Annotated in this window: 20 protein-coding genes; 8 read left to right on the top strand and 12 right to left on the bottom strand. The window is 74.5% G+C overall.

Going from position 1 to position 26,340, the window contains the following annotated elements:
- The first annotated feature begins 19 nt into the window (after positions 1 to 19).
- The gene (locus tag CRP52_RS25390; protein ID WP_097238502.1) at positions 20 to 2,212 is read left to right on the top strand and encodes a 3-hydroxyacyl-CoA dehydrogenase NAD-binding domain-containing protein; all 2,193 of its coding nucleotides are present in this window, start codon (positions 20 to 22) and stop codon (positions 2,210 to 2,212) included.
- Positions 2,213 to 2,293: 81 nt separating this feature from the next.
- On the opposite strand, the gene CRP52_RS25395 is transcribed toward CRP52_RS25390, so the two are convergent.
- The 4 genes from CRP52_RS25395 to CRP52_RS25410 form a co-directional block, all read right to left on the bottom strand.
- Positions 2,294 to 3,061: a MerR family transcriptional regulator gene (locus CRP52_RS25395; protein WP_097238503.1), complete on the bottom strand. Its 768-nt coding sequence runs from the start codon at positions 3,059 to 3,061 to the stop codon at positions 2,294 to 2,296.
- Between the two features lie 222 nt (positions 3,062 to 3,283).
- Positions 3,284 to 4,327, bottom strand: a complete 1,044-nt coding sequence (locus CRP52_RS25400; RefSeq protein ID WP_097238504.1) for an isopenicillin N synthase family dioxygenase — start codon at positions 4,325 to 4,327, stop codon at positions 3,284 to 3,286.
- 397 nt (positions 4,328 to 4,724) lie between these two features.
- On the bottom strand, positions 4,725 to 5,375 hold the full coding sequence (locus CRP52_RS25405) for a response regulator (protein WP_097238505.1): 651 nt from the start codon (positions 5,373 to 5,375) through the stop codon (positions 4,725 to 4,727).
- Positions 5,327 to 6,826 (bottom strand): sensor histidine kinase, encoded by a 1,500-nt coding sequence (locus CRP52_RS25410; protein WP_257032851.1) that lies wholly within the window; start codon positions 6,824 to 6,826, stop codon positions 5,327 to 5,329. Before CRP52_RS25410 ends, CRP52_RS25405 begins: the two co-directional genes overlap by 49 nt.
- A 279-nt stretch (positions 6,827 to 7,105) precedes the next feature.
- Between CRP52_RS25410 and CRP52_RS25415 the strand changes: the two genes are divergently transcribed.
- Entirely contained in the window at positions 7,106 to 7,819 is a 714-nt protein-coding gene (locus CRP52_RS25415) for an ABC transporter ATP-binding protein (protein ID WP_257032852.1), read from the top strand.
- A gap of 79 nt (positions 7,820 to 7,898) precedes the next feature.
- Positions 7,899 to 10,283: an FtsX-like permease family protein gene (locus tag CRP52_RS25420; protein ID WP_097238507.1), complete on the top strand. Its 2,385-nt coding sequence runs from the start codon at positions 7,899 to 7,901 to the stop codon at positions 10,281 to 10,283.
- 138 nt (positions 10,284 to 10,421) lie between these two features.
- Here CRP52_RS25420 and CRP52_RS25425 read toward each other — a convergent pair whose 3' ends face one another.
- The 3 genes from CRP52_RS25425 to CRP52_RS25435 all read right to left on the bottom strand — a co-directional run bounded on the left by CRP52_RS25425 (position 10,422) and on the right by CRP52_RS25435 (position 13,522).
- Positions 10,422 to 11,180: a MerR family transcriptional regulator gene (locus CRP52_RS25425; protein WP_097238508.1), complete on the bottom strand. Its 759-nt coding sequence runs from the start codon at positions 11,178 to 11,180 to the stop codon at positions 10,422 to 10,424.
- Between the two features lie 180 nt (positions 11,181 to 11,360).
- The gene (locus CRP52_RS25430; RefSeq protein ID WP_097238509.1) at positions 11,361 to 12,428 is read right to left on the bottom strand and encodes a DUF2332 domain-containing protein; all 1,068 of its coding nucleotides are present in this window, start codon (positions 12,426 to 12,428) and stop codon (positions 11,361 to 11,363) included.
- Positions 12,429 to 12,466: 38 nt separating this feature from the next.
- Positions 12,467 to 13,522 carry a LysR family transcriptional regulator gene (locus CRP52_RS25435; RefSeq protein ID WP_097240339.1) on the bottom strand — a complete coding sequence of 352 codons (1,056 nt, stop codon included), beginning with the start codon at positions 13,520 to 13,522 and terminating at the stop codon, positions 12,467 to 12,469.
- Between the two features lie 190 nt (positions 13,523 to 13,712).
- Between CRP52_RS25435 and CRP52_RS25440 the strand changes: the two genes are divergently transcribed.
- Entirely contained in the window at positions 13,713 to 14,705 is a 993-nt protein-coding gene (locus CRP52_RS25440) for a DMT family transporter (RefSeq protein WP_097238510.1), read from the top strand.
- Between the two features lie 32 nt (positions 14,706 to 14,737).
- Entirely contained in the window at positions 14,738 to 16,048 is a 1,311-nt protein-coding gene (locus CRP52_RS25445; RefSeq protein ID WP_306458921.1) for an MFS transporter, read from the top strand.
- 65 nt (positions 16,049 to 16,113) lie between these two features.
- Here the strand turns inward: CRP52_RS25445 and CRP52_RS25450 are convergent, their stop codons facing one another.
- The 5 genes from CRP52_RS25450 to CRP52_RS25470 form a co-directional block, all read right to left on the bottom strand.
- Positions 16,114 to 17,271, bottom strand: coding sequence for an SUKH-4 family immunity protein (locus CRP52_RS25450; protein WP_097238511.1), 1,158 nt, complete (start codon positions 17,269 to 17,271; stop codon positions 16,114 to 16,116).
- Positions 17,272 to 17,367: 96 nt separating this feature from the next.
- On the bottom strand, positions 17,368 to 17,973 hold the full coding sequence (locus CRP52_RS25455) for a DinB family protein (protein ID WP_097238512.1): 606 nt from the start codon (positions 17,971 to 17,973) through the stop codon (positions 17,368 to 17,370).
- A gap of 87 nt (positions 17,974 to 18,060) precedes the next feature.
- Positions 18,061 to 18,633, bottom strand: coding sequence for a dihydrofolate reductase family protein (locus tag CRP52_RS25460; RefSeq protein ID WP_097238513.1), 573 nt, complete (start codon positions 18,631 to 18,633; stop codon positions 18,061 to 18,063).
- Between the two features lie 130 nt (positions 18,634 to 18,763).
- Positions 18,764 to 19,510: an SRPBCC family protein gene (locus CRP52_RS25465; protein ID WP_097238514.1), complete on the bottom strand. Its 747-nt coding sequence runs from the start codon at positions 19,508 to 19,510 to the stop codon at positions 18,764 to 18,766.
- Positions 19,507 to 20,208: an ArsR/SmtB family transcription factor gene (locus tag CRP52_RS25470; protein ID WP_097238515.1), complete on the bottom strand. Its 702-nt coding sequence runs from the start codon at positions 20,206 to 20,208 to the stop codon at positions 19,507 to 19,509. Before CRP52_RS25470 ends, CRP52_RS25465 begins: the two co-directional genes overlap by 4 nt.
- A gap of 141 nt (positions 20,209 to 20,349) precedes the next feature.
- On the opposite strand from CRP52_RS25470, the gene CRP52_RS39830 reads away from it, so the two are divergent.
- Genes CRP52_RS39830 through CRP52_RS25485 form a run of 3 tightly spaced genes read left to right on the top strand, consistent with a single transcriptional unit; the run spans position 20,350 to position 26,263 of the window.
- Positions 20,350 to 21,153: a hypothetical protein gene (locus CRP52_RS39830; protein WP_143685826.1), complete on the top strand. Its 804-nt coding sequence runs from the start codon at positions 20,350 to 20,352 to the stop codon at positions 21,151 to 21,153.
- A gap of 1 nt (position 21,154) precedes the next feature.
- Positions 21,155 to 22,900 carry a Y-family DNA polymerase gene (locus CRP52_RS25480; protein WP_097238517.1) on the top strand — a complete coding sequence of 582 codons (1,746 nt, stop codon included), beginning with the start codon at positions 21,155 to 21,157 and terminating at the stop codon, positions 22,898 to 22,900.
- Positions 22,901 to 22,957: 57 nt separating this feature from the next.
- A complete protein-coding gene (locus CRP52_RS25485; RefSeq protein ID WP_097238518.1) occupies positions 22,958 to 26,263 on the top strand; it encodes an error-prone DNA polymerase in 3,306 nt (1,101 codons plus the stop codon).
- Positions 26,264 to 26,340 lie beyond the last annotated feature (77 nt).

The raw sequence follows: 26,340 nt of genomic DNA on the forward strand, positions 1-26,340 counted from the left end.
TTACGGAGACCGTGAACCCATGAGCGACACCACCACCACCATCCGCTGGGAGCAGGACCAGGACGGCGTGGTCACCCTCGTCCTCGACGACCCCACCCAGTCCGTCAACACCATGAACGAGGCCTTCACCGCCGACTTCGAGGCCGTCGTCGGACGCCTGGCCGGCCTCGCCGCCGCGAACGAGCTGCGCGGCGTCGTCATCACCTCCGGCAAGAAGACCTTCTTCGCCGGGGGAGACCTGCGGATGCTCTCCGCCGCCCGCCCCGAGGACGCCGAGGCCGTCTTCGAGAAGTCGATGCGGATCAAGCGCTCGCTGCGCACGCTGGAGACCCTGGGCAAGCCGGTCGTCGCCGCCGTCAACGGCAGCGCGCTCGGCGGCGGCCTGGAGATCGCGCTCGCCTGCCACCACCGGATCGCGCTGAACACCCCGGCCGGCCGGATCGGCCTGCCCGAGGTCACCCTCGGCCTGCTGCCGGGCGGCGGCGGGGTGGTCCGCACGGTGCGGCTGTTCGGCATCACCGACGCCCTGCTGAAGTTCCTGCTGCAGGGCCGCCAGTACCGCCCCGGGCAGGCACTGGAGCACGGACTGGTGCACGAACTGGTCGACACCCCCGAGGAGTTGACCGCCCGGGCGAAGGCCTGGATCGAGGCCAACCCGACCGCCGTCCAGCCCTGGGACGTCAAGGGCTACAAGATCCCCGGCGGCACCCCCGCGACCCCGGCCTTCGCCGCCAACCTGCCCGCCTTCCCGGCCAACCTGCGCAAGCAGCTGAACGGTGCGCCCTACCCGGCCCCGCGCAACGTCCTGGCCGCCGCGGTGGAGAGCGCCCAGGTCGACGTCGACACCGCGATGGTCATCGAGGCCCGCTACTTCACCGAACTCGCCTGCGGCCAGACCAGCAAGAACATGATCCAGGCACTGTTCTTCGACATGCAGGCGGTCAACTCCGGTGCCGGGCGCCCCAAGGACGTCGAGAAGCGGACGGTCCGCAAGGTCGCCGTGCTCGGCGCCGGCATGATGGGCGCCGGCATCGCCTACGCCTGCGCCAAGGCCGGCATCGAGGTCATGCTCAAGGACGTGAGCATCGAGGCCGCCCGGCGCGGAAAAGCGTACTCCGAAGGGCTGTTGGCCAAGGCCGTGGCGCGCGGGCGCTCCACCGAGGCCAAGCGCGACGAACTGCTCGCCCGGATCACCCCCACCGCCGACGCCGCCGACCTGGCCGACTGCGACGCGGTGATCGAGGCGGTCTTCGAGAACACCGAACTCAAGCACAAGGTGTTCCAGGAGATCGAGGGCGTCGTCGCCCCCGACGCGCTGCTCTGCTCCAACACCTCCACCCTGCCGATCGGGCTACTCGCCGAAGGCGTTCGGCGGACCGGCGACTTCATCGGCCTGCACTTCTTCTCGCCGGTCGACAAGATGCGGCTGGTGGAGATCATCCGCGGCCCGCAGACCGGCGACGAGGCCCTGGCCCGCGCCTTCGACCTGGTCCGGCAGATCGACCGGACCCCGATCGTGGTCAACGACTCGCGCGGCTTCTTCACCTCGCGGGTGATCGGCCAGTTCCTCAACGAGGGCGTCGCCATGGTCGGCGAGGGCATCCACCCCGCCACCATCGAGCAGGCCGCCGGACAGGCCGGCTACCCCGCCAAGGTGCTCTCCCTGGTGGACGAGCTCACCCTCACCCTGCCGCGCAAGATCCGCGACGAGTACCGGCGCTCGGTGGAGGCCGTCGGCGGCACCTGGACGCCGCACCCGGCGGACGCGGTCGTCGACCGGATGGTCGACGAGTTCGGCCGCCCGGGGCGCAGCGGCGGCGCGGGCTTCTACGAGTACGGCGAGGACGGCAGGCGCGGGCGGCTCTGGCCGGGGCTGCAGGAGCACTTCGCGGGTGCTTCGGCCGATGCTTTCGCCGAGGTCCCCTTCGAGGACCTCAAGGAGCGGATGCTGTTCAGCGAGGCCCTGGACTCGGTGCGCTGCCTGGAGGAGGGCGTGCTGACCTCGGTCGCCGACGCCAATGTCGGCTCCATCCTCGGCATCGGCTTCCCGGCGTGGACCGGCGGCGTGTTCCAGTACATCAACGGGTACGAGGGCGGCCCGGCCGGTTTCGCGGCCCGCGCCCGCGAACTCGCCGCCGCGTACGGCGAGCGGTTCGCGCCGCCGGCGCTGCTGGAGCGGATCGCGGCGGAGGGGCGGACGTTCGGCGACTGACGGGCCCGGCGCGGGCTCCTACCCGCCGGAGTCGCCAGACTCGCGCGACTCGCCAGACCTGCTCGACTCGCGCGACTCGCTTTACCCGTTCGACTCGCCGTGCTCGGGTGGGGCCGTGCTCAGGACGGCCTCACCCAACTCCTCCCGGAGCGAGCGCTGGAACGCCGTGACCAGCGCCTGCGCCACCATCGGCTGGATGTGGTCCGTCAGCTCCTTCATCCGGGCCAGCTCCGCCGGCGCGGGCTCGCTCTCCCGGTACGGCTTCCACACCGTCTCCCGGAACAGCCGCTGCAACTCCTGTGCCGTGGCCCGGCTGTGCTCCAGCACCACCGCCCGGGCGGCCAGCAGCGTCTCCAGGGGGATCGGCACGTCCAGGATCCGCACCCCCAGCGGCAGCAGGCCCGGATCGACCCGGAACACCTCCGGATCGCCGGTCCGCTCCAGCGCCCCCATCGCGGCCAGCCGCTCGACGTGCTCCTCCGACAGCCCCCGCCCGGCCCGCCGCTCCAGCTGCGCCCGCCCCAGCTCCTCGGCCGCCTCGGGCGTCCAGGACGCCACCAGCGCCCGGTGGATCGCCAGGTCCAGCGGGCTGCTGTCCTCCGGCAGCTGCGCCAGGTACCGCTCGATCGCCGCCAGCGTCAGGCCCTGCCGCTGCAACTCCTCGATCAGCCCCAGCCGGTCCAGGTGCGCCGCCCCGTACAACCCCACCCGCCGGGGCCCCAGCTCCGGCGGCGGCAACAGCCCCTTCGTCCCGTAGAACCGCACCGTCCGCACCGTCACCCCGGCCCGCGCCGCCAACTCGTCCACCGTCAGCCGCACCTCGCCCACCCCGGCGCCGCGCTCCCCCATCCGCTGCCTCCCGCACTGGCACACTCCTGCTGTGACAGCAGCAGTGTGACAGTGAGGCCCGTGCCGGTCCACCGGCGGTCCACCGGCGGACCGGCACGGCGATGCTGCCGACGGCGCTCTGCACGGCGAAGCCCCCGCCTGCGCCGGGGTTCGGGCGCAGGGCAGGGGCTTCGTGCGGGGGCTCGCCGGTTTCGTCAGGCAGGGCCGTCGGGCGGGGCCCGGTCAGGCGAGGGCGGGGTGGTGGCGGCGGGTGACTTCGGGGTGGGCTCGGGTGTAGCCCTTCCACTCGTTGAGGCCGAAGTCGGCGAAGAGGGGGTTGTCCGGGTCTTCGGTGGCGCCGGGGGCGTGGTGGGCGAGGGGGAAGTCCAGCGGCGCGATGTGGGCGTCGAGGCGCGGGTTGAAGAAGAACGGGACGGAGAAGCGCTCGCGGGCGCCGGGCGGGCTGACCACGCGGTGGCTGGTGGCCTTGAGGTAGCCGTCGGTGGCCACCTCCAGCAGTTCGCCGAGGTTGACGACGAAGGCGCCGTCGAGCGGCGGGACGTCCAGGAAGGTGCCGTCCGGGCGTTCGACCTGGAGGCCGCCCACGGTGTCCTGGAGCAGCAGGGTGATGAAGCCGTAGTCCTTGTGGGCGCCGACGCCCTGGCCGGCGCCGTCCGGGGCGGTGCCGGGGTAGCGGACCAGCTTGAGCCGCAGGTGGGGGTGGCCCGCGAAGGCGTCGTCGTAGAAGTCGGGGCGGGCGCCGATCGCGGTGAGCAGTTCGTGCAGCAGTCGCCGGGCGACCGCGCCGAGGCGGTCGATCCAGCCGAGCGCGGCGGTGCGCAGCTCGGGGAGCGCCGCGGGCCACTGGTTGGGGCCCTCCAGCCACCAGTACGGGGGCTCGCCGGCGCCGGGGACGTGCGGCGGCAGCTCGGCGCCGATGTCCAGCTGGTCGCGCCAGTCCTGGCTTCCGCCGGTGCGCTCGTCGCCGGTGCGGGTGTAGCCGCGGTAGTGGGGGGAGTTGAGGTTGCTCACGGCGAGCCGGTCGGCTTCGGGGAGCGAGAAGAAGGCGCGCATGGCCGCGGTGAGGGCGGCGGTCTCCTCCCGGGTGACGCCGTGGCCGACGAGCTGGAAGAAGCCGACACCGGTGGCCGCGGTGCGGAGCTCGTCGTGCAGGCGGCGGCGGTCGTCCGGGCTGCCGTCGGCGAGCGAGAGGTCGATCACCGGGAGGGAGTCCGCCGGGGCGGAGCCGGAGGCGGCTTCGGATATGGGCGTGTACTGCTGCGTCATGTGTGACATCCGCTGGGTCTCGTCCCGACCGGCCCCGGTGGTCGACCGAGGGGTGGCCGGAGCGACCGCCTGGTGCGGCTGGTGCTCCGGGGGGCCGGGAGGTGGGTGGCGGCCGGGTGGGGACCGCCGTTGAGGGTGGGTGGCGCGAGGTTCAGCCGGAGCGTCGACAGGACATGCTGGTCACGCGGAGCAGGTCCACGTGACGGCGGCGAACAAGGATGAGCACGTCACCAGCCTAGATGACCCGTTCGGCGGCGGGCGAGCCCCCTGCGGCGGAGGGCCGCCCATCACTTGTCGGTGGTCGTTCAAAGTGTGTTTGCCGCGGGTCTCTCACAGCTGCCGCAAGGGTCGCTGCTGTGCCGTCTCTGTGCCGTCTGTGTGTCGTCTCTGTGCCGCCTCAGGTGTTGTTGAGGTACGCCAGGACGGCCAGGACGCGGCGGTTGTCGTCGTCGGAGGGCTGGAGATCGAGCCGGACGAAGATCGACGCGGTGTGCTTGGCGACGGCCCGCTCGGTGATCACCAACTGCTGGGCGATGGCGGCGTTGGAGCGGCCCTCCGCCATCAGCGCCAGCACCTGCCGCTCGCGCGGGGAGAGGGTGGAGACCGGCCCCGCGGAGGAGTTGTGGGTGAGCAGCCGGGTGATCACCTCCGGGTCCATCGCGGTACCGCCCTGGGCGACCCGCCGGACGGCGTCGATGAACTGGGTGCCGTCCATCACCCGGTCCTTGAGCAGGTAGCCGATCCCGCCGGTGCTGCTGCCGGCGAGCAGCTCGCGGGCGTACAGCTGCTCCACGAACTGCGACAGCACCAGGACGGGCAGGCCCGGGTGCGCCCGGCGCGCGGCCAGCGCGGCCCGCAGCCCCTCGTCGGTGAAGCCCGGTGGCAGCCGGACGTCGACCACGGCGATGTCGGGCCGGTCGGCGGCCACCGCGGTGAGCAACTGGTCACCGTTCTCGACCGCCGCGGTGACCTTCATGCCGTTGGCCTCCAGCAGCCGGGTCAGGCCGTCCCGGAGGAGGAAGAGGTCTTCGGCGATGACAACGCGCACGGGATCTCCAGGTTCACGATGGTCGGACCGTCGGGCGGGCTGCTGATCGCGAGCACCCCGTCGAAGGCGGCCAGTCGGCGTTCGGTTCCGCTGAGGCCGGTGCCCAGGGACGGGTCGGCGCCGCCGCGCCCGTCGTCGGTGACCGATATCCGCAACAGCCCGTCACTGTGCCCTATCTCGATCCACACGTGCGAGGCGCCCGCGTGCTTGACCACGTTGGCCAGCAGCTCGGTGACCGCGAAGTAGGCGGATGACTCCACCGGGGCGGGCGCCCGGCCGGGCAGCTCGCCGCTGAAGGTGACCGGCAGCGGCATGTCCAGTGCCGTGGCCTGCACTGCGTCGGCCAGTCCGCGGTCGGCGAGCACCGGGGGGTGGATGCCGCGGACCAGGTCCCGCAGCTCGCTCAGCGCCTTCACGGAGGACTCCCTGGCCTCGGCCAGCAACGGGCCCAGGGCGTCCGGGTCGTCCTTCAGCTGTTCGGCCACGGTCAGTAGCATGCCCAGCGCCACCAGCCGGGCCTGCGCCCCGTCGTGCAGGTCCCGCTCGATCCGGCGCAGCTCGGCGGCCCCCGCGTCGATGGTGTCCGCCCTGGTCCGGGCCAGGTGGCTGACCTGGTGGGCGAGCTCGGCCCGCCGGGAGGGCCCGAGCAGGGCCCGGGCGGCCCGCTCGTGGATCCGCAGGACCGGCGGGGCGGCCCACAGTGCGGCCGCCGGGGCGGCGCACAGGCCCATCCCGTAGACCAGACCCAGCGGGAAGAAGGGCCCGTTCCGGCCGAAGATCTCCAGGACGATCGGGGTCAGCAGGACGATCGCGGCGGTGAACAGCACCGCGAAGCCGGTGAGCAGTGCCCAGGCGAAGTCCCGCCAGGTCGCCGGGTCGGCCAGCCAGCCGCCGGCCCGTAGCCGCTGCCAGGGGCTGTCGGCGCCGGGCGCACGGCGGTACGGCACCGGGACCGGCCGCCCGCTCCACTTGCCGACCGTCCGCCGGCTCTCCGTCGCGATCCAGCGCGCGCCGAACAGCCCGAGCATCACCAGCGAGGGGGCCAGCCAGAGCGAGACCGACCGGCCGCCGGGCGCCGCGCCCCCGTAGAGGTGCGTCGCTATCACCGCGAGCGCACCCGGGGCGAACAGGGCGGCCCCGACCGCCCGGCCGCCGCCCCCGGTGGCCCAGCAGAGCGCCCAGACAGCGACCGGGGCCAGCGGCACCAGGAGGAAGAACGGGCCGCCCGGCCCGAACGGTCCGGCCTCCTCCGGTCCGAACAGCGCGGCGGCCACCAGGATCGGCCCGGCCAGCAGCGCGATCAGGCCCGTCACGGCCATCGTGACCACGTACCAGGCGCGCACCCCGTCCACGAAGGCCCGGACCGCCCGCCGGGCCGCCCAGGCCACCGGCCCCGGGTGCTCCTCCGCCGGCACTCCCGCCGTCACTCCCGCCGTCACTCCCGTCGTCATGACGCGCCCCCTCTCCGTCCCGGAGGCCCGCTCGGAGGCCCCGTCGCCCTCGGCTCCGGAGCCCCAGCGGACCCCGGTCCCGATCTTTCGGTGGCTCAGTCTGCCGGTCCGGGGCGGTCGGCGCTCTAGGCCTGAACACCCAGTTCGGGGTGTATCTGGATACACCTCGGAGAGGCCGTCCAGACGGCTGTCCGCACCCCCGCCGCGATTCGTAGCGTCATGTCCCGTCAGCCGGCCCCGGGTTGCTCCCGGTGCCGGACCCCGAACCGTGGAGGGCCCGTGAACGCGCCGATCATCCGGATCCGCGGCGTCAGCAAGACGTACGACAGATCCGACGCCGCCCGCCCCGCCCTGGCCGGGCTCGACCTGGAGGTGCGGGCCGGCGAGGCGCTGGCCGTGCTCGGCCGCTCGGGCAGCGGCAAGTCCACCCTGCTGAACCTGATCGCCGGCCTGGACCGCCCGAGCGAGGGCACGGTGGAAGTGGACGGCGTGCCCGTCCACCGGCTCGGCGAGGCCGCGCTGGCCGAGTACCGGCGGCGGCGGATCGGCATGGTGTTCCAGTTCTTCAACCTGCTGGACGACCTGAACGTGGAGGACAACGTGCTGCTCCCGGCGCAGCTGACCGGGATGCGGCGGGACCAGGCCAGGGCCCGGGCCGGGGAGCTGCTGGAGCAGCTGGGGGTGGCCCGGCACGCCAAGACCTTCCCCGGCCGGCTCTCCGGCGGCGAGCGGCAACGGGTCGCGGTGGCCCGGGCGCTGATGAACCGTCCGCCGCTGCTGCTGGCCGACGAGCCCACCGGAGCGCTGGACACCGCCTCCGCCGCCGACGTCCGCGACCTGCTGCGCCGGCTCAACGCGGAGGGCCAGACGATCCTGCTGGTCACCCATGACACCGCGCTCGCCGAGGCCTGCGCGGACCGGACGATCGAGCTGCTCGACGGCCGGCTGGTCCGGGACACGGCAGCCGTGCCGACACCCGGGGGAGTGCTGTGACGGTGACCGGGCGGACGGAGGACAGGCGCGGACGGCGCGGATGGGCGGACGCCGCCGCGGAGCGAAGGGAGGTGAGCGCATGAGCGCGCTCGGCAAGGTGGTCCGGGCCGGGGTGGGCCGCAAGCGGGTGCAGACCCTGGTCATGGTGCTCACCACGATGATGTCCGTGACGGCGTGCATCCTCGCGGCCGGGCTGCTGGTCGCCGCCCAGGGCCCGTACCAGCGCTCCTTCGCCGACCGGCACGGCGCGCACCTCAACGTGCTGTACGACCCGGCCAAGGCGAGCCCGGCCCAGCTGGCCGCGGCGGGCCACGCGCCCGGCGTGACGGCCTCGGCCGGGCCGTACCCGGCGGTCACCGTCCAGCCGCGCTCCGGCGAGGACACCAAGCTCCCGCCGCCCGGCAGTCCGCTCCCGCCGATGACGCTGGTCGGCCGGGCGCAGGACGGCCCGATGGACGGGCTGCGGATCACCATGGGCCGCTGGGTCCAGGGCCCCGGCGAGGTGGTGTTCCTGGACGGCCACTCCCCGCTGGCCGTCGGCGACAGCATGCGGTTCCCGGGCCTGCCCGGGCAGCCGACGCTCAAGGTCGTCGGCCTCGCCGACTCCGTCTCCTGGAGCGCGGACGGCTGGGTGGCCCCCGAGCAGGTCGCCGGGCTCACCGCGCCCGGCACCACGCCCGCCGCCCAGTACCTCTACCGCTTCGCCCGGGCCGGCACCGACGCCGAGGTGGAGACGGACCACGCCGCGCTCGCCGCCGCGGTGCCACCCGGCGCGCTCACCAGGGCCACCTCCTACCGGCCCGCCCAGCAGGAGGCCGACCGGACGGCCTCGACCTTCGTCCCGTTCGTCACGGCCTTCGGGCTGCTCGGCCTCGCCATGTCGGTGCTGATCATCGGAGTCGTGGTCAGCGGCGCCGTCACCGCGGCCACCCGCCGGATCGGCATCCTCAAGTCCCTGGGCCTCACCCCGGCCCAGGTGGCACACGCCTACATCGGCCAGGCGCTGATCCCCGCCGGGATCGGCACGGCGCTCGGCGTGCTCGGCGGCAACCTGCTCTCCGTCCCTGTCCTCGGCATCGCCCGGAAGGCCCTGCGCGGCGGCCTGCTCGGCATCCCGCTCTGGGTGGACCTCACCGTTCCGGCGCTGGCACTGGCCGCGGTGGTCGGCACCGCCCTGGTGCCGGCGCTGCGGGCCGGGCGGCTGCGCACGGTGGAGGCGCTCGCGGTCGGCCGGACGGCGCCGGGAGCCAAGCGATCGGCCGCCCGGGGCCGAGCCGGGCTGGCCGGCCTCCTGGCGGGGCTGCAGAACGGGATCGGCCGGCTTCCGGTGCCGCGTGCGCTGAGCCTCGGGCTGGTGACCCCGCTCCACCGGCCGGGCCGCTCGGCGACCACGGCGGCCGCGGTGGTGCTCGGCACCGCAGGGGTCACCCTCTGCGTCGGCCTGACGCTCTCACTCGGCCTGCTCCAGGACGGTCTGGAGGCCGGACGCACGAGCAAGGTCGTGGTCGAGGCGCCGATGGAGGGCCCGAGCAAGCCGGCCGACCAGCTGGACGAGGCGGCCGTGGCCCGGGCGATCGAGGCCCGTCCGGGCACCCGAGCCTGGTACAGCAGCGTCCCGGCGCCGGTGACCCTGGCCGGGAACACCGGACGCTCCGAGGCGATCGCGTTCACCGGCGACGTCTCGTGGGGCGGCTACCAACTGGTCTCCGGCCGCTGGTTCGACGGCCCCGGCGAAGTCGTGGTCGGCTCCACCTACCTCCGGACCAACCAGGCGAAGGTCGGCGACACCGTCACCCTCACCGACCACGGGCGCACCGCCCCGGCGAAGATCACCGGCGAGGTCCTGACCACCGGTGACGTCGTGTTCATGGACCGGGTCGCGCTGGCCCCGCTCGGCGGCGCCGTCGCCGCCGAGGCGATCTCCTTCCACATCGACCTCACTCCCGGCACCGACGCGAACGCCTACGCCGACGCGCTCGACGGCGTGGTCCGGCCGATGGGGCTGAGTGCCGAGCCGGGCGAGCAGCACATCAACATCGTGATGCTGGCGATGAACACCCTGGCGGGGACGCTCACCCTGCTGCTGTCCGTCGTCGCCGGGCTCGGGGTGCTCAACACGGTGCTGCTGGACACCCGGGAACGGGTGCACGACCTCGGGGTGCTCAAGGCACTCGGGATGTCGCCCCGGCAGACCGTCGGCATGGTGCTCACCTCGGTGTGCGGCAGCGGGCTGGTGGCCGGGGTGATCGGGGTGCCGATCGGGATCCTGGTGCACCACCGGGTGATGCCCGCGATGGCCCGCGCCGCCGGGATCAGTGTGCCCGAGGCGGACCTCACCGTGTTCGACCCGGCGGTGGTGGGGCCGCTGATACTCGGCGGGCTGGCGCTGGCCCTGCTCGGTGCAGCCCTCCCCGCCACCTGGGCTGCCCGGACCCGGACGGCCACGGCGCTGCGGACGGAGTGACGGGCGGGGGTGCGGCGAGGGGACGGCGGTGGGGGCGCCCCCACCGCCACCCCCCGCCGTCACCCCCCCCGCCGTCACCCCCCCGCCGTCACCCCCCCGCCGTCACCCCCGCCGTCCCCCTGCCGACCGGGGCCGGGCTCAGCCCAGCCGCGTCGCCGCGTAGGCCTCCATGGCGGCACGCTGGTACGCGGCCAGGCCCGGGGCGATCGCCTCGTAGACGGCGGCCCACTGCTCGTTCTCGGTGCAGGACTGCGCCATCGCGAGGTACTCCTCCGCCGGGACGGACCGGATCGTGCCGAGCATGCGGTACTCCTCGTCGATCGTGCTCTGCACGGGCTCGGCGTCGGCCGGGTGGCCGGCCGCCATCAGCTCCGCCAGGCGGATCATGCGCGTGGTCCGCTCGCGCTGCCCGGCCTCGATCTCGGCCGGGCTCATCGCGGCGGTCGCGCGCCGGGCCGCCTCGGCGTGCTCGGGGAAGTCGCGCAGGCCGGCGTCGATGTCGGTGGGCTCGATGCCCTCGAAGAGGTTCTCGGGGCGGTTGATGGTCATGGGAGTGCCTTCCTTCCGGGAGCGTTCCAGGTCGGCGATCGTGCGGGAAACGGTGCCGGCCAGGGCGTCCAGCCGGTCGCGCTCGGCAAGCAGCCGTCGGTGGTGGCCCCGCAGGGCGTCCAGCTCGTCCACCTGATCGCCCAGGATCCGGGCGATCTCGGTCAGGCCCACGCCCAGTGCCCGCAGGACGAGGATCTGCTGCAACTGCAGCAACTGCCGCTCCTCGTAGTAGCGGTGGCCGTTGGAGCCGGTCCGGGCCGGAGGCAGCAGCCCGATCTCGTCGTAGTGCCGCAGCGTCCGGGCGGTCACCCCGGACATCCGGGCGACCTCCGCGATCGGCCAGGCCATGGCCGCCACCTCACTTCCGAGCGTCCGAGTTCCCGTGTTCGTCGTGACCGGGGCCGGTTCCTCCGGCCCTGGTCACGACGGTAGAAGCTGCCGCTGCGGCAGCTTCAAGCCCGAACGCGCACCGACCGTCCCGGGCGACTGTCCCGGGCGACTGTCCCGGAGGAGGACCTATAGGAGGACCTATGCGTTGCCGAAGTCGTCGAACCAGTCCAGGGACTGCCCGTGCGGCCCGGTGAAGGCCACCGGCCGCTCGTCCAGGGCCAGCGCGAACAGCCCGGATCCGGCCGGGGCCGGGCGGGGGAGCCGTCGGGCGACGGCCGGCAGCACGGAGACCGCCTCGTTGGAGATCCAGTGCCCGGGCAGCTCGCGCATGGTCGCCGCGAACTCCTCCCGAGCCTCCGGCGACAGGTACGCGAGGACGGCGCTGTGGAACACCACCGGCGTCGCCCCGGCCGGCACCCGCGCCACCAACTCCCGTACCGTCGCGTTGAGATCGCCGCGCAGAAGCAGCGGCGGTTCGGCCCGGGCGACCCGGACGGCGCCGCGCAGTCGGTCCAGCCGATGCGCCTGCTCCGGCCACACCAGCGACTCCAGCCAGCGCATGTCCTCCTCGTCCCGGACGTCCAGCGGGTTGAGGTCGATCCCGGCCCGCCACACCACCTCGGGCAGGCGCGCCCGCAGGGCGGCGGTGAGCGGCACCGGCCCGTCGACCGTGCAGTCCAGCGTCACCGGGCTCCCCGTCGCACCGAACTCGGCCACCACGGTGGCCGTTCCGGCCGCCCCGTCCACCCCGTCCGTTCCGCCCGCCCCGGCTGCGTCGGCTGCCCCGTCCGCAGAGAGGTACCGGTAGCGGTACCGGTCCGGGTACAGGCAGAGCCCCGCCGAGGCCCCCACCTCGATCAGTGCGAGCGGCTGCGGCAGCGTCGCGAGCAGCGGCAGCAGGGTGGCGCAGCGACCTGCCTCGTTGGTCTGCGTCCGCCGCTCCAGCATGGTCGCCGACACCTCGTCCCGATGGGCCGTCACCCAGTCCCGGAAGGCCGGCCAGCCCGCCGTCACCGGCCCGCCCAGGTGGCGGACGGCGCCGAACAGCAGGTTCGGCTGCCGCTTCGCGGCCGGCAGACCGTCCAGCAGGGCGAGCAACCGGTCGTCCCCGGCGACGTGTTCGGCCAGGTCCCGGTAGATCGCGGAGTTGCCGCGTGCCTCCCGCTCCGCGAACGCGCGGTAGAGGTCCCCCGTGGCGCTGTACATCTCTCGCCCTCCCTTTCGAGTGATCGAATCGGCCCAGCCTACGGGCGGCCCGATACGTCGTCCGCTGGATCCTCTGTGATGTTCCCGACCGTCCGGCCCGCCGTTCTTCCCACCGTCTGCCCCGCCGTCCGGCCCGCCGTTCGTCCTGCCGCCCGCAGCGCCGTGACCAGCGCGCCGAGCACCGGCTGCCCCCAGGCGCTCTCCCGCACGGCGGCGTGCAGGATGCGAACCGGTTCCGGATCGCGCAGTCTCCGTACGGAGACGCCCGGGTGGCGCTGGGTCAGGCCCAGTTCGGGGACCAGCGCCACGCCCAGTCCGGCCGCGACGAAGCCCTGTGCGGTGGTGTAGTCCGCGCTGTCCACCGCGATCGCCGGACGGAAGCCGGCAGCCTCGCAGCCGGCCCGGACGATGTCCCGGCAGGGGCCGGGCGGTTCGGCACCCACCCAGGGCACGTCCGCGAGTTCGGCCAGGCCGATGACGCGCCGGGCGGCGAGTCGGTGCCCCCGGGGCAGCACGACGCGGTACGGGTCGTCGCGCAGGTGGACCAGCCGCAGACCGTCCGAGCGCGTCGCACCCCCGGGGCGGGCTCCGGATCGGCCCGCGTCGTCACCTTCGTCCAGGCCCCCTTCTGGGCCACGGTCCCCTTCTGGGCCACGGCCCCCGGCGCGGACCACCACCGCGAGGTCGGCGCGGCCGTCCCGCAGCTCGGTGAGCGGGTCCTCGGGGTCGGTCGTGCCGAGGTCGAGCCGTACGCCCGGGTGTTCGCGGCGGAACGCGGCCACCGCCGGTGCCACCAGTGCGGCGCCGGCGGTGGCGAAGTAGCGGACAGTCAGGCTGCCGCTGCGCCCGGCCCGCAGGTCGGCGAGGGCCGCGCCGGCCTCGGCGACCTGCCGGTCGATGGCGGCGGCGTGCCCGGCGAGCAGCAGTCCGGCGGCGGTCGGCCGTACGCCCCGGCCGATCCGTTCCAGCAGTGCCGTCCCGGTCTCCCGTTCCAGCGTCGCCACCTGCTGGCTGACGGCGGACGGGGTGTAGCCGAGCGCGGTGGCGGCGGCGCTCACCGAGCCGTGGTCGACCACGGCGCGCAGGACCTGCATCCGGCGGACATCCAGGGAGACGATCATGCAGCTCAGCTTAAAGGTGGTGAAGAACTTTTCGCTTGTGCTACCGGATCCCGTCGCGCGACCGTCTGACCGGCGACCGTCTGACCGGCGATCGTCTGACCGGCGATCGTCTGACCGACACCAGGCCGAACCCGACCGACAAGGAGCCGCATCCGTGCTGCAAATGGCCGTCCTCGCCCTGCTCTGGGGCTCGGGCTTCCTCTGGATCAGGTTGGCCCTGCAGCACGGGCTCACCCCGGTGCAGATCACCGTGCTGCGCGCCGCCCTCGGTGCCGCCGTCCTGCTGCTGCTCGCCCGTGCCGCCCGGCAGCGGCTCCCGCGCGGCGGCGCCGTCTGGCGGCGGCTCGTCGTGGCCGCCTTCCTCTGCAACGCCCTGCCGTTCTTCCTCACCGCGTACGGCGAGCGCAGTGTCGGCTCCGGCCTGGCCGGGGTGCTGCACGCGACCACCCCGCTCTGGTCGCTGCTGATCGGCCTCGCCGTCGGCACCGAACGTGTCCCCGGCCCGCGGCGCTGGGCAGGCCTGCTGCTGGGCTTCGCCGGGGTGCTGCTGATCCTCTCCCCGTGGCGGGGGAGCGGCGGGGCGGCCGCCTCCGGGGCCCTCGCCCTCCTCGGCGCAGCGGCCAGTTATGCGATCGCCTTCGCCTACATGGCCCGGGCGTTCGCGCGCAGCGGCCCGGAGGGCGGCGGGACCGACCCCGCCCCGCTCGCCCTCTCCGCCGCCCAACTCACCGCCGCCGCCGGACTGAGCACCGTCGCGCTCCCGACGGTCGGCCCACTGAACCCGCTCACCGGCGCCGATCCGCTCGGCCTCGTCGCCGTCACGGTGCTCGGCATCGCCTGCACCGGGCTCACCTTCCACCTCAACTACCGTCTGATCGCCACCGAGGGCCCCACCAGTGCCGCCACCGTCGGCTACCTGCTGCCGGTCGTCTCCACCGCCCTGGGTGCCCTGGTCCTCGGCGAGGAGCTGACCGTCCGCGCGGTCCTCGGCATGGTCGTCGTCCTCGCCGGAGTCCATCTGACGAAGCGCCACCCGAAGAGGGCAGCCGGAGCTCCCGGCGCACTCACCACGTCGACTACCCCCGCCAAGCTCACGGCCCCCGCCACGGCCACCACCCCCGCCACGGCCACCACTCCCGCCATCTCACGCGACTGAACCGGACCACGCGCCCCGACTCCCTCTGGCGGATCGCCGACTTCCGCACCCTCTTCACCGCCACCGCCCTCGCCCAGCTGGGCACCAACGTCGGATACGTCACCGTCCCGCTGATCGCGGTCTCGGCGCTCGACGCGGGCCCCGGCCAGGTCGGCCTGGTCGCCACCCTCGGCACCCTCGCCTTCCTGCTCATCGGCCTGCCCGCCGGCGCCTGGGTCGACCGGATGCGGCACCGCCGCGTCCTGATCACCGCTGACCTGGTCAAGGCCGCGCTGTACGCCTCCGTCCCGCTCGCCTGGTGGCTGGACGTGCTCACGCTCTGGCAGTTGTGCGCGGTCGCGCTGCTCACCGGCTGTGCGACGGTCTTCTTCGACATCGGCTCGCAGAGCGTGCTGCCCCGACTGGTGGGTCGCGCGCAGCTGGTGGACGCGAACGCCGCCGTGGTCGGCCTGATGGCAGTCGGCAACGTCGCCGGACGCGGCGCGGGCGGCGTGCTGGTCCAACTCCTCACCGCCCCGCTCGCGATCGTCGTCCCGGCGCTCAGCCACCTCGGCTCCGCCCTGCGCCTGACCGCCCTGCGCCGCACAGCTGCCCCCGAAGCCCCCGAAGCCCCCGAAGCCACCGAACCGTCGACCGGCCCGCGCCTGACAAGCGCCCCGCGCCTTCGCGCGCAGATCGCCGAGGGGGTGCGGCACGTCCTGGGCAACCCGGAACTGCGCGCACTCGCCCTCACCGCCACCCTCAACAACCTCGGCTCCCAGCTGGCCAACACCCTGCTTCCGGTGCTGTTCGTGCGTGAACTGCACCTGCCCGCACGGGCGTTGGGCCTGTTCTGGGCGGCCGGCGGGGTCGGCATCCTGCTCGGCTCGCGCTGCGCCCGTCCGGTCGCCGCCCGGTTCGGCCACGGCCGTACGCTCGGCCTGGCGGGCCTGTGCACGGCGCCTGCCGGGCTGCTGGTGCCGCTGATCGGCGATGGGCCCTGGCTGTTCGTGGCGGGGGCTGGCTGGCTGGTGGTGTCGCTCAAGACCGGTATGGACAACGTGCTCGGGGTGAGCCTGCGCCAGCGGATGACCCCGGCCGCGCTGCTCGGCCGGATGAACGCGACCTTCCGCTTCCTGCTCACCGGCGCGCTGGCGATCGGGTCCGCGCTCTCCGGGCTCCTCGGTGAAGCCCTCGGCCTTCGGCCGACGCTCTGGCTGGGCGGGGCAGTCCTGGCGACGGCCTTCCTGCCGGTGTTCCTGTCCCCGGTCCGCACCGCCGCGGGCTGCCCGGTCAGCCGGACCCGCGCCCCGACAGCCACCCCGGCCCCGGCCCCCTACCCGGCCCCGCACCGGAACGCCTGACCGACGGTGGGCCGACCGGCGGGGCCGACCGAGCCAAGCCGACCCGGCAGACCCAGCCGGGCGCTTCAGCCCAGCAGCCCGCCCATGTGCCCGTCCTCGGCGAGCAGCCGCCAGGAGCAGCCGGGCGAGGCGAAGGCCTCCGGGTCGACGGCCTCGACCAGCCGGTCCACCACCGTGCTCAGCAGCGACTGCGGGTCGAACACCGCCCAGGTGTCCCGGCCCCGGCCGTAGTCCCAGCGGTCCCACTCGGCGCGCAGCCGCTCGTACGTCCAGAGGGCGTAGAGCAGAGCGGACAGGTCGCGGTTCAGGTAGGCCTCGGGCTGGCCGTCGTCGTACCAGTCCGGCAGCTCCAGCCGTCCGGTGGCGCCGTCCAGGGCGATCGTGAGGTCGGTCGGCCAGTCCCCGAGGGCGATGAAGTCGCGCTGGTACGGGCGGTCCTCCTCGCCGTCGAAGTACTCCGGGTACGCCTCGCCCATGGTGGCCAGCGGCTCGTCGCATACCCCGAACATCGCCCCACCCAGCGGCAGTCCGACCTCGGTCAGCAGCCGTCGGGTCGGCTCGTGCACCAGGGCGGCGGGCAGGTGCTCGGGCCGGAAGCGGTGCACCCGGCCGGGCCCGTCGTCCTCGTCCGTCAGCGCCGCGAGTTCCGCGACCAGTTCCGGGCCGACCTCGTACGCGGGCCCGTCCGGTCCGCCCGGCAGGGCGCCCCAGCCCAGGGCGTGCACCAGCAGTGCGGTGCCCCAGTGCGCGGGCGGCGTGGCGCCGGCCCTGGCGCCGTCCCCGAACAGCCCGGGATCGATGGCCCGCATCCGTCGTTCGGCACCGGCCACCACCTCGGCCACCACCGCGGGCCCGCGCCGCCCGTCCAGCGCCTCCGGCCGGCGCGCGGCCTCGGCCACCGCCTCCACCTCCCGGACCAGAGCGGCCAGCGCGGTCAGGTCGGAGGCCAGCAGGTCCCGTCGGGGGCCGCCGTTGTCCAGGAACACCTCGCCCGTCGTGCCGTCCAGCAGCACCAGGTTGCCGACGGCGGCGAAGGGCGTGCAGTAGTCCGTCTCCCCGAGGACGAACAGCCGTTCAGCGTCCGCCGGGAACGGCCGCACCACCCCGAACTCCAGGAACGCCCCCGCAGCCGGCAGCCCCTCCCGCACCAGGAACTCCCGGCTCCCCGCGTGACCCACCCCATCCGGCAGACCCGCCACCTGCTCGCACCCCACGTCCCCCACCCTTCCCCGGCACCGACCCCCAGACCCTAGCGGTCCGGCCGGACATCGCCCCGCGGGTTTACACCTCCGACTCCGAGAGCTCCGTCGCCGGGGCGACTACGCCTCCGCCGCCGGGGCGAGTCCGCCGGCCTCGCGGGCCGCCTGCTCCACGCGGTCGCGGTGGGTCCGCCACCAGTCCGCGTCGCCCTCGGCGGTGTTGATGCCGTCGGGGCGCTGGCCGATGACGCCGTCGATGAGTTCGCGGACCAGGTCGGCGTGGCCGGCGTGGCGGTGGGTCTCGGCGATCAGGTGGACGAGGACCCGGTGCAGGGTCTGCCGGGGCCGGTTGTCGAAGGGCAGTTCGCCGACGGCGTCCAGCGGCAGCGCGTCGATGGTGGCGTCCGCGTGCGCCCAGATCCGCCGGTAGCGTCCGACGATCTCCTCGGTGCTCTCGTCCGCCCGCGCCCACAGGTCGGCGTTCGGTTCGGTCTGGCCGAGGAACCACAGCGGGGTCGGCTCGGGGAAGGGTCGTCCGAAGGTGTCGCCGAGGTACAGCGCCTCGGCTCCGGTGACGTGCTTGACCAGGCCCAGCAGGTTGGTCCCGGTCGGGGTGAGGGGGCGGCGCAGGTCGTACTCGGAGAGGCCGTCGAGCTTCCAGAGCAGGGCGTCGCGGGCGTCCTGGAGGTAGATCCGAAGGTCGGTCTTGTCATCCGTCACGGTCATGGGATCAGTCTGGTGATCACAGGAAGCCTGTCCACCGGTTTCCCTGGCTGACCGGCCGTCGACCAGCCAGGGGACATGGGGCGGCGGTCAGCGGACGACGTCGAAGACCTGCTTCTGCAGGCCGTTGGCGTAGGCCTCGTGCTCGACCAGCTTCAGCTTCTGGGCGTCCTTGTCCGTGGTGCTGAACAGGCGCTTGCCGGCGCCGAGCAGCAGCGGGTAGACGATCAGGTGGTAGCGGTCGATCAGGCCGGCGTCCGAGAGGGCGTGGTTCAGGGCGGCGCTGCCGTGGACGATGATCGGGCCGCCCTCGGTCTCCTTCAGGGCGGCGACCTCGTCGACCGAGCGCAGGATGGTGGTCTCGCCCCAGTTCGACACCAGGTCGGCGTCGGTGAGGGTGGTGGAGACGACGTACTTCGGCAGCGTCTTGTAGCGGGCGAACTCCGGCATGTCCGGCCACACCGCGCTGAACGCCTGGTAGCTGACCCGGCCCAGCAGCATCGCGGTGGCCTCCTCCTGCTCCCGTCCCTTGATCTCGAACGCCTCGGGGAGGAACTCGACGTCCTTGAAGGTCCATCCGGAGTTCCGGTAGCCGGGCTCGCCGCCGGGGGAGTCGACGACGCCGTCGAGCGAGACGAAGGCGGTGCTGATCAGGGTGCGCATGGGTGGTTCCTCAATTCCGCGTTGTCGTGCGTGCGTGTGCGTGCGTGCGTGCGTGATCCGGTGCGTGCGGGGCGTGTGTGATTCGGGGTGTCCGGTGCGCGCGGTGCGTGCGGGGCGGCGTGCGGCCCGTTCAGGCGAGGAGTCCGGTCAGCCACCGCTGCCAGGCGGCTTCGGCTTCGGCCGCGTCCGGTGCCGGGTGGGCGAAGAGGTGGTGGAACATCAGCACCAGTCCCGAGCCGTGGTGGAAGGTGTAGAGCCCGTCGGCGGTACGGAGCTCGAAGCGCTCGTCGTCCGCCCAGACCACCTCGCCGTCCAGCGCCGGCAGCCCGGCCGGATCGCCGTGGGCCCGCGCGCCGACGACGACCGGGAGCGGCAGCGACAGGGCCCCGGCGAGGGCCGCGCGGACCTCCGGCTCCGGTCGCCCGGCGGACGGGGCGGCGGCGAAGACGGGGACGGCGGTGCGGCCCGGGAAGTGGGCGAGGTACTCGCGGAGCGTGTGGAGGTGGAAGGGCCAGCCGCGGCGCAGCGCGTCGTACTCGTCCTGCCAGTCGTCGCCGAGCAGTCCGCTGTGGACGACGCGGAGCACGGTGGCGGCGCCGTCCCGGCCCTCGATCAGGTACTCGAAGGCCATGAAGCGGCCGTCCTCGCGGGTGGCCGTACGGGTGGCCAGGCGCTTGCCGGGCTCGTAAGCGGTGACCACGGCCTCCTCGCGGTGGCCGCCGGTCTCCATGGCGGCGGTGCCGCCCTCGCGCGGGTCCAGCTCGTTGCGGCCCATGAACCAGGAGTCGATCCCCGGCCCGGTGGCGATCGCCTCCCAGACCTGTTCCGGGCTCGCGGGCAGGGAGGTCTCCAGCTCGATCTCGAACGGGTGCGTCATCGTGGGTTCTCCTGGTCGTCCTGGTCGTCCTGGTCGTCCTGGTTCAGCTGGTGCTCCTGCTGCTCCTGCTGCTCCTGCTGCTTCTGGTTCGGTTCGGTTTCTGCCGCCTGGGCGGGCGGCGCCGCCGGGATCTGGTGGAGCCCGACGACCACCCGGTGGCTTCGGCCCCCGGGTGCGGACTCGTCGTGGTAGCGGCTGACCAGGGTGGCCACGGCCTGGGCGAGTTCGTCGGCGAAGGCCGTCCGGTCGGCGGCGGAGGCGAACCGCACCTGCGCGTCGATGCCGAAGGTGGCGACCCGTCGCCGGGCCCGGGCGGCGCCGGTCAGCAGGGTGCCGACCTCCTGCACCAGCCGGGAGCCCAGGGCGAGCAGCCAGCGGGCGGAGAGCTGGTCGGGTGCGCGGGCGGGGTCGGGGCTGACGGCGGCCAGGACGCTGGGGGAGATCACGTAGGAGGCCGCGGTGGCGCGGTACACCCGTTCGGTGACGTTGCCCTTGCGGCGTTCCTCGGCGAGCTCGACGAGTCCGTGCCGTTCCAGTTCCTTCAGGTGGTAGTTGACCTTCTGTCGGGGCAGGCCCAGGCGGGTGGCCAGCATGGCGGCCGAGCCGGGCTCGGCGAGGGCGGCGAGGATCCGTGACCGCATCGGGTCCAGGGCGGCCTCGGCCGCGGCGGGTTCTTCGATCACGGTGACGTCCAGCACGTCTCCAGGATCCATCCGACAAAAAAATTTGTCAAGGAAAGAAGACTTGTCGGTCGCCCGCCGTGACCTGCACGGAGAGTGACGGGTGGGGCCACTGAGTCGGACTTGAATCTTTGCGAACGAATGTTCGATCCTGGAGCCGTGCCCGTTTTCGAATCTGTTTTCGAATCCACCGCCGAGCAGCCCGCGCGCCCCGCGCTCCGGCCGGTGGCGCTCCCGGCTGCCGTACCGGGGGAGCCGGGCGGGGGCGTGCCGGGCGTGCTGGGCGTGCCGGGCGTGCCGGGCGCATCGGGGGAGGGCGACGGACGGGCGGAGGCCCGGGGCCTGCTGCCGGTGCCCTTCGCCCTGCGGGAGGTGCTGCCGGACGGCGGGCTGCGGCGGGGGACCGCGGTGTCGGTCGCGGGTGGGGACGCCGGGCTGCTGCTGGCGCTCGCCGCCGGGGTGCGGGAGACCGAGGGCGGCTGGGCGGCTGCGGTCGGACTGCCGGACCTGGGGCTGGCCGCCGCCGAGGGGTACGGGCTGGACCTGCGCCGACTGCTGGTCGCGGACGACCCCGGGCCGCACTGGGCCGAGGTGGTGTCGGTGCTGGCCGGCGCGGTCGAGCTGATCATGCTGCGCCCGGACGGCCCGGTGCCGCCGAAGCAGGCCGCCCGGCTGGCCGCGGTGCTGCGGCGCAGCGGCTGCGTACTGCTGGTGGCCGGGCCGTGGCCGGGCGCGGTGCTGCGGCTGGGGGTGCGGTCCGGGCGCTGGTACGGGCTGGGCGACGGCCACGGGCAGCTCACCGGCCGGCAGGTGGAGGTGGTGGCCGAGGGCCGTGGTGCGGCGGTGCGCGGCCGGACCGCCCGGCTCTGGCTGCCGGACGAGCACGGCGCGGTGCGCCCGGTACGGGAGCAGCCGCAGCCGGTGGCGGAGCCGGCGGAACCACGTGTCGCGGCGGTGGTCTGAGATGACGGTGCCCGAGAGGACGACGGTGCCCGAGACGACGGTGTCCCGGACGGCGGAGGAGCGGACGGCGGAGGAGCGGACCCCCCGGGTGCTGGTGGTTTGGTGCCCGGACTGGCCGGTGGTGGCCGTCACCGGCGATGACCCGGTGGCGGTGACCGAGAGCGGGCGGATCCTCGCCTGTTCGGCGGGCGCCCGGGCGGCCGGGGTGCGGCAGGGGCAGCGGCTCAAGCTGGCCCAACGGCTCTGCCCGGAGCTGGAGCTGCGCGACCGCGACCCGGAGGCGGAGACCCGCCGCTTCGAACCGGTGGTCGCGGCGGTGGAGGCGTTCACGCCCCGGGTGGAGGTGATCCGCCCGGGCCTGTGCGCGATCCCGGTGAAGGGCCCGGGCCGCTACTTCGGCGGCGAGGAGGCCCTGGCCGCCAAGGTCCGTACGGCGGTGGCGGACGCCCTCGGGCAGCCGCCCGTCCCGGACGCGATCCCGGGCGCGGTCACCCCCGAAGCCCCCAGCCCCGCCGACCCCGCCGAAACCCGCAGCCCGGCCAACCCCACCGAAATCCCCGAAACCCCTGAAACCCCCGCGGAAACCCGCGCCGCAGGACCGGCGGCGAACACCCCGCACGCCCTGGTCGGCGTCGCCGACGGCCTGTTCGCCGCCGTGCTGGCCGCCCGCGCCGGGGTGCTGGTCCCGGCCGGGCGGACGGCGGAGTTCCTCGCCCCGTACCCGGTGGCCACGCTGGGCGACGAGGCGCTGGCCGAACTGCTCGGGCGGCTCGGCCTGCCCACCGTCGGGGCCTTCGCCGCGCTGCCGGCCGAAGCGGTCGCGGACCGCTTCGGCCCCTCCGGGACGGTCGCGCACCGGCTGGCCCGCGGGCTGCAGCCGCGCCCGCTGGTGCCGCGCGACCAGGAGCCGGACCTCTCCGTCGAGCAGCACTTCGATCCGCCGGAGCCGCTGGCCGAACCGCTGGTGTTCGTCGCCCGCACGTTGGCCGAGGCGCTGCACCAGCGGCTGGCCGGGGCCGGGCTGACCTGCCGCCGGGTGGCCGTCGAGGTGGCCTGCGCGGACGGCCGGACGGCCTCCCGGCTGTGGCGGCACGAGGGCCGGCTGTCGGCGACGGCGCTGGCCGAGCGGGTCCGCTGGCAGCTCCAGGCCTGGCAGGGCGCGGGCACCTTCGCCGATGGGCAGGAGGGGTTCACCCTGCTGCGCCTGGCCCCCGACGGCCTCTCCCCGGACCAGGGCCGTCAGCTGGCGCTGTGGGGCCAGGCCGTCGCGGACGACCGGGTGGAGCGCGCGGTCGCCCGGGTGCAGGCGGTGCTCGGGCACGCCGGGCTGCGCCGGATCGAGCCGGCCGGCGGGCGCGGCCCGGGGGAGCAGGCGGTCAAGGTGCCGTGGGGCGAGCCGTACGAGGCGGCGGTGCCGGCCGAGGCGCCCTGGCCGGGGCGGCTGCCGGAGGTGTGGCCGGCGGTGGTGCTGCGGGAGCCCGCGCCGGTGCGGGTGCTGGACGGGGTCGGGCAGCCGGTCACGGTGGACGGCCGGGCGGGGGTGTCGGCCCGGCCGGCCGTGGTCGTGGTGCGGGGGCGGGAGGAACCGGTGGACGGCTGGACCGGGCCGTGGCCGGCGGTCGAGTACTGGTGGGACCAGTCGCTCGCCCGCCGCCGGGCGCGGTTCCAGGTCGTGGTGGGCGGCGGCCGGGCGCTGCTGCTGACCGTGGAGGGGGGTGCCTGGTACCTGGAGGCCGGCTACGACTGACCCTTCCGGAGCCGAAGGGGGGCAGGACGAGCACGAGAACGACGAAGGCAACCCCCGATGGGCTTCACCAGCCACCCCACCCTCCCCTGGAGCGAGCTGCACCGCCGACTGACCGGCGCGGCGCCGGACCGTACGCCGGGCAGCACGCTCCCGGGCAGCACACCGGACGGCGCACCGGACGGCGCACCGGACGGCACACCGGAGCCGGACCGTACGGTCGTCCCGCTGCGCCGCCGCCCCGCCCCGGCGGAACCAGCCGCCCCCGAGTCCCCGGCCGAAGCCGCCGAACCCTGGGCCGAGCTGCACGTCCACTCCGCCTTCAGCTTCCTGGACGGCGCCAGCGACCCGGAGGACCTGGTCGCCGAGGCGGCCCGGCTGGGCGTGGAGACCCTGGCGGTCACCGACCACGACGGCCTGTACGGCGCCGTCCGGCTCGCCGAGGCGGCGCGGGGAACGGGCGTGGCCACCGCGTTCGGCGCCGAACTGACGCTCAGTCATGAAGGGGTGGGCGAGCACCTGTTGGTCCTCGCCCGCGACCCGGCCGGCTACCGCCGCCTCTCCGCCGCGATCGCCGCCGCCCAGCTGGCCGGCGGCGCCAAGGGCCGCCCGGTGTACGACGTCGCGGCGCTGGCCGACGCGCACGGCGGCCACTGGGCGGTGCTCACCGGCTGCCGCCTCGGCCGGGTTCCCGCCGCGCTGCCCGATCAGGCCGAGGCGGAGCGCCGACTGCGCACCCTCACCGAGGCGTTCGGCCGCGAGAACGTGTACGTCGAACTGATCGACCAGTGGCTGCCCGGGGACGACCGTCGCAACGACGCCCTCGCCTTCCTCGCCGCCCGGGCGGAACTGCCCGTCGTCGCCTCCACCAACGCCCACCACGCCGGCCCCGCCCAGGGCCGCCTCGCGCAGAGCCTCGCCGCGCTGCACGAGCGCCGCACCCTGCAGGACGCGGTCGGCTGGACCCGGGCGGCCGGCACCGCGCACCTGCGCTCGGGCCGCGAGATGGCCGGCCGGCTGGCCCGCTTCCCGGGCGTGCAGCGGGCCACCGCCCAGCTGGGCCGGGACTGCGCCTTCGACTTCGCCCGACTGGACCCGGAGCTGCCGGGCTTCCCCGTCCCGGAGGGCGAGAGCGAGATCGGCCACCTGCGCGCCCTGGTCGCGGCCGGCGGCCCGGCCCGCTTCGGCCCCGGCAACGCCGCCGCCCGCCGCCAGCTCGCCAGGGAACTGGACGTCATCGAGGACCTCGACCTGGCCGGCTACTTCCTGATCGTGCACGACATCGTGGACTTCTGCCGCAGCCGGGACATCTGGTGCCAGGGCCGGGGCTCGGCCGCCAACTCGGCGGTCTGCTACGCCCTCGGGATCACCGCCGTCGACCCGATCCACTACCGGCTGCTGTTCGAACGCTTCCTCTCCACCGCCCGGGACGGGCCGCCCGACATCGACCTGGACATCGAGAACCGCCGCCGCGAGGAGGTCATCCAGTACGTCTACCGCCGCTACGGGCGCGAGCACGCCGCCCAGGTCGCCAACGTGATCACCTACCGGCCCCGGCTGGCGATCCGCGACGCCGCCCGGGTGCTCGGCTACCCGCAGGGGCAGGTGGACGCGTTCAGCCGGCAGACCGACTTCCGCTCCGCCCCCGGCGCGGACGCCGTCATTCCCGCCGACGTGCTCTCGCTCGCCGCCCAACTCCACGGCCTGCCACGCCACCTGGGCATCCACTCGGGCGGCATGGTGCTCACCAAGGAGCCGATCGGCGAGATCTGCCCGACCGAGTGGGCCCGGATGCCCGGGCGCTCCGTCCTGCAGTGGGACAAGGAGTCCACCGCCGGCGCGGGGCTGGTGAAGATCGACCTGCTCGGCCTCGGCATGCTCGCCGCGCTGCACGACGCCTGCGACCTGGTCGCCGAACACCACGGCCTGCGCTACGACCTGGCTACCATCCCGGACGACGACAAGGGCGTGTACGCGATGCTGCGCCGGGCCGACACCGTCGGCGTGTTCCAGGTCGAGTCCCGGGCCCAGATGGCGACCCTGCCCCGGCTCAAGCCGGACCACTTCTACGACCTGGTGGTCGAGGTCGCACTGATCCGCCCCGGCCCGATCCAGGGCGGTTCCGTCCACCCGTACCTGCGCCGCCGGGCCGGCGCCGAACCGGCCGACTGCCCGCACCCGTTGATGGAGAACGCGCTCGGCAAGACCCTCGGGGTGCCGCTGTTCCAGGAGCAGATGATGCAACTCGCCATCGACTGCGCCGGGTTCAGTCCCGCCGAGGCAGACCGGCTGCGCCAGGCGATGGGCGCCAAGCGCTCGCACGAGCGGGTCGCCCGGCTGCGCGACCGGCTGCTGACCGGGATGGCCGAGCGCGGCATCCCGCCCGAGATCGCCGAGGACGTCTACGGCAAGATCGAGGCCTTCTCCAACTACGGCTTCCCGGAGAGCCACGCGATCAGCTTCGCCTATCTGGTGTACGCCAGCGCCTGGCTCAAGCACCACTTCCCGGCGGCCTTCACCTGTGCCCTGCTGGCCAACCAGCCGATGGGCTTCTACTCACCGCTCAGCCTGGTCGCGGACGTCCGGCGGCACGGCGTGCGGGTGCGCGGGGTGGACGTCAACGCCAGCGGGGCGCGCCCCACCCTGGAGCCGTACCGGGGGCCGACCCCGAAACCGCCGCTGACCGCCGGGCGTCCGCAACCGGCGATCCGGCTCGGCCTGGAGACCGTCCGCGGCATCGGCACCCCGCAGGCCGAGGCGATCGTGGCCGGTCAGCCGTACGCGGACCTGGAGGACTTCGCCCGTCGCACCGGGCTGCCCGCACCCGTCCTGGAGGCGCTGGCGACCGCGGGCGCCTTCGACTGCTTCGGGCTGACGAGACGTCAGGCGCTTTGGGCCGCAGGGGCGTTCGCCGGAATCTCGGCCGAACTGATCCCCGGCACCACGCCCGGCACCGAGGCGCCGGACCTGCCCGGCATGAGCCCGGTCGAGGAGACCATCGCCGACCTCTGGGCCACCGGCACCTCCGCCACCAGCCACCCGCTCCAGCACCTGCGCCCCCACCTGGACCGCGGCGGCGCCCTGTCGGCCGCCCAACTCCCGGACGTGGCACCGGGAACGGCGGTGGTGGTCGGCGGCCTGGTCACCCACCGGCAGCGGCCGCCGACGGCCGGCGGGGTGCTCTTCCTCAGTCTGGAGGACGAGACCGGCCTGATCAACGTGATCTGCAACCGCCCGGTCTGGGAGTCCCAGCGCCGCACCGCCCTGGACCGGGCCGGGCTGCTGGTCCACGGCCACATCGAACGCGACCGGGGCGCCACCAACCTGATCGCCACCCGGCTCACCCCGCTCCGGATCGGCCTGTGAGGGGCGCCGGTGCCACACAGGACCCGGCGGCCCGGGCGCCCCTGCGCCCCGGGCAGGCGGCCCGGACGCCCTACGCC

The sequence above is a fragment of the Streptomyces sp. 1331.2 genome (genome assembly GCF_900199205.1).
In the GTDB taxonomy this organism is placed as follows: Bacteria; Actinomycetota; Actinomycetes; order Streptomycetales; family Streptomycetaceae; genus Kitasatospora.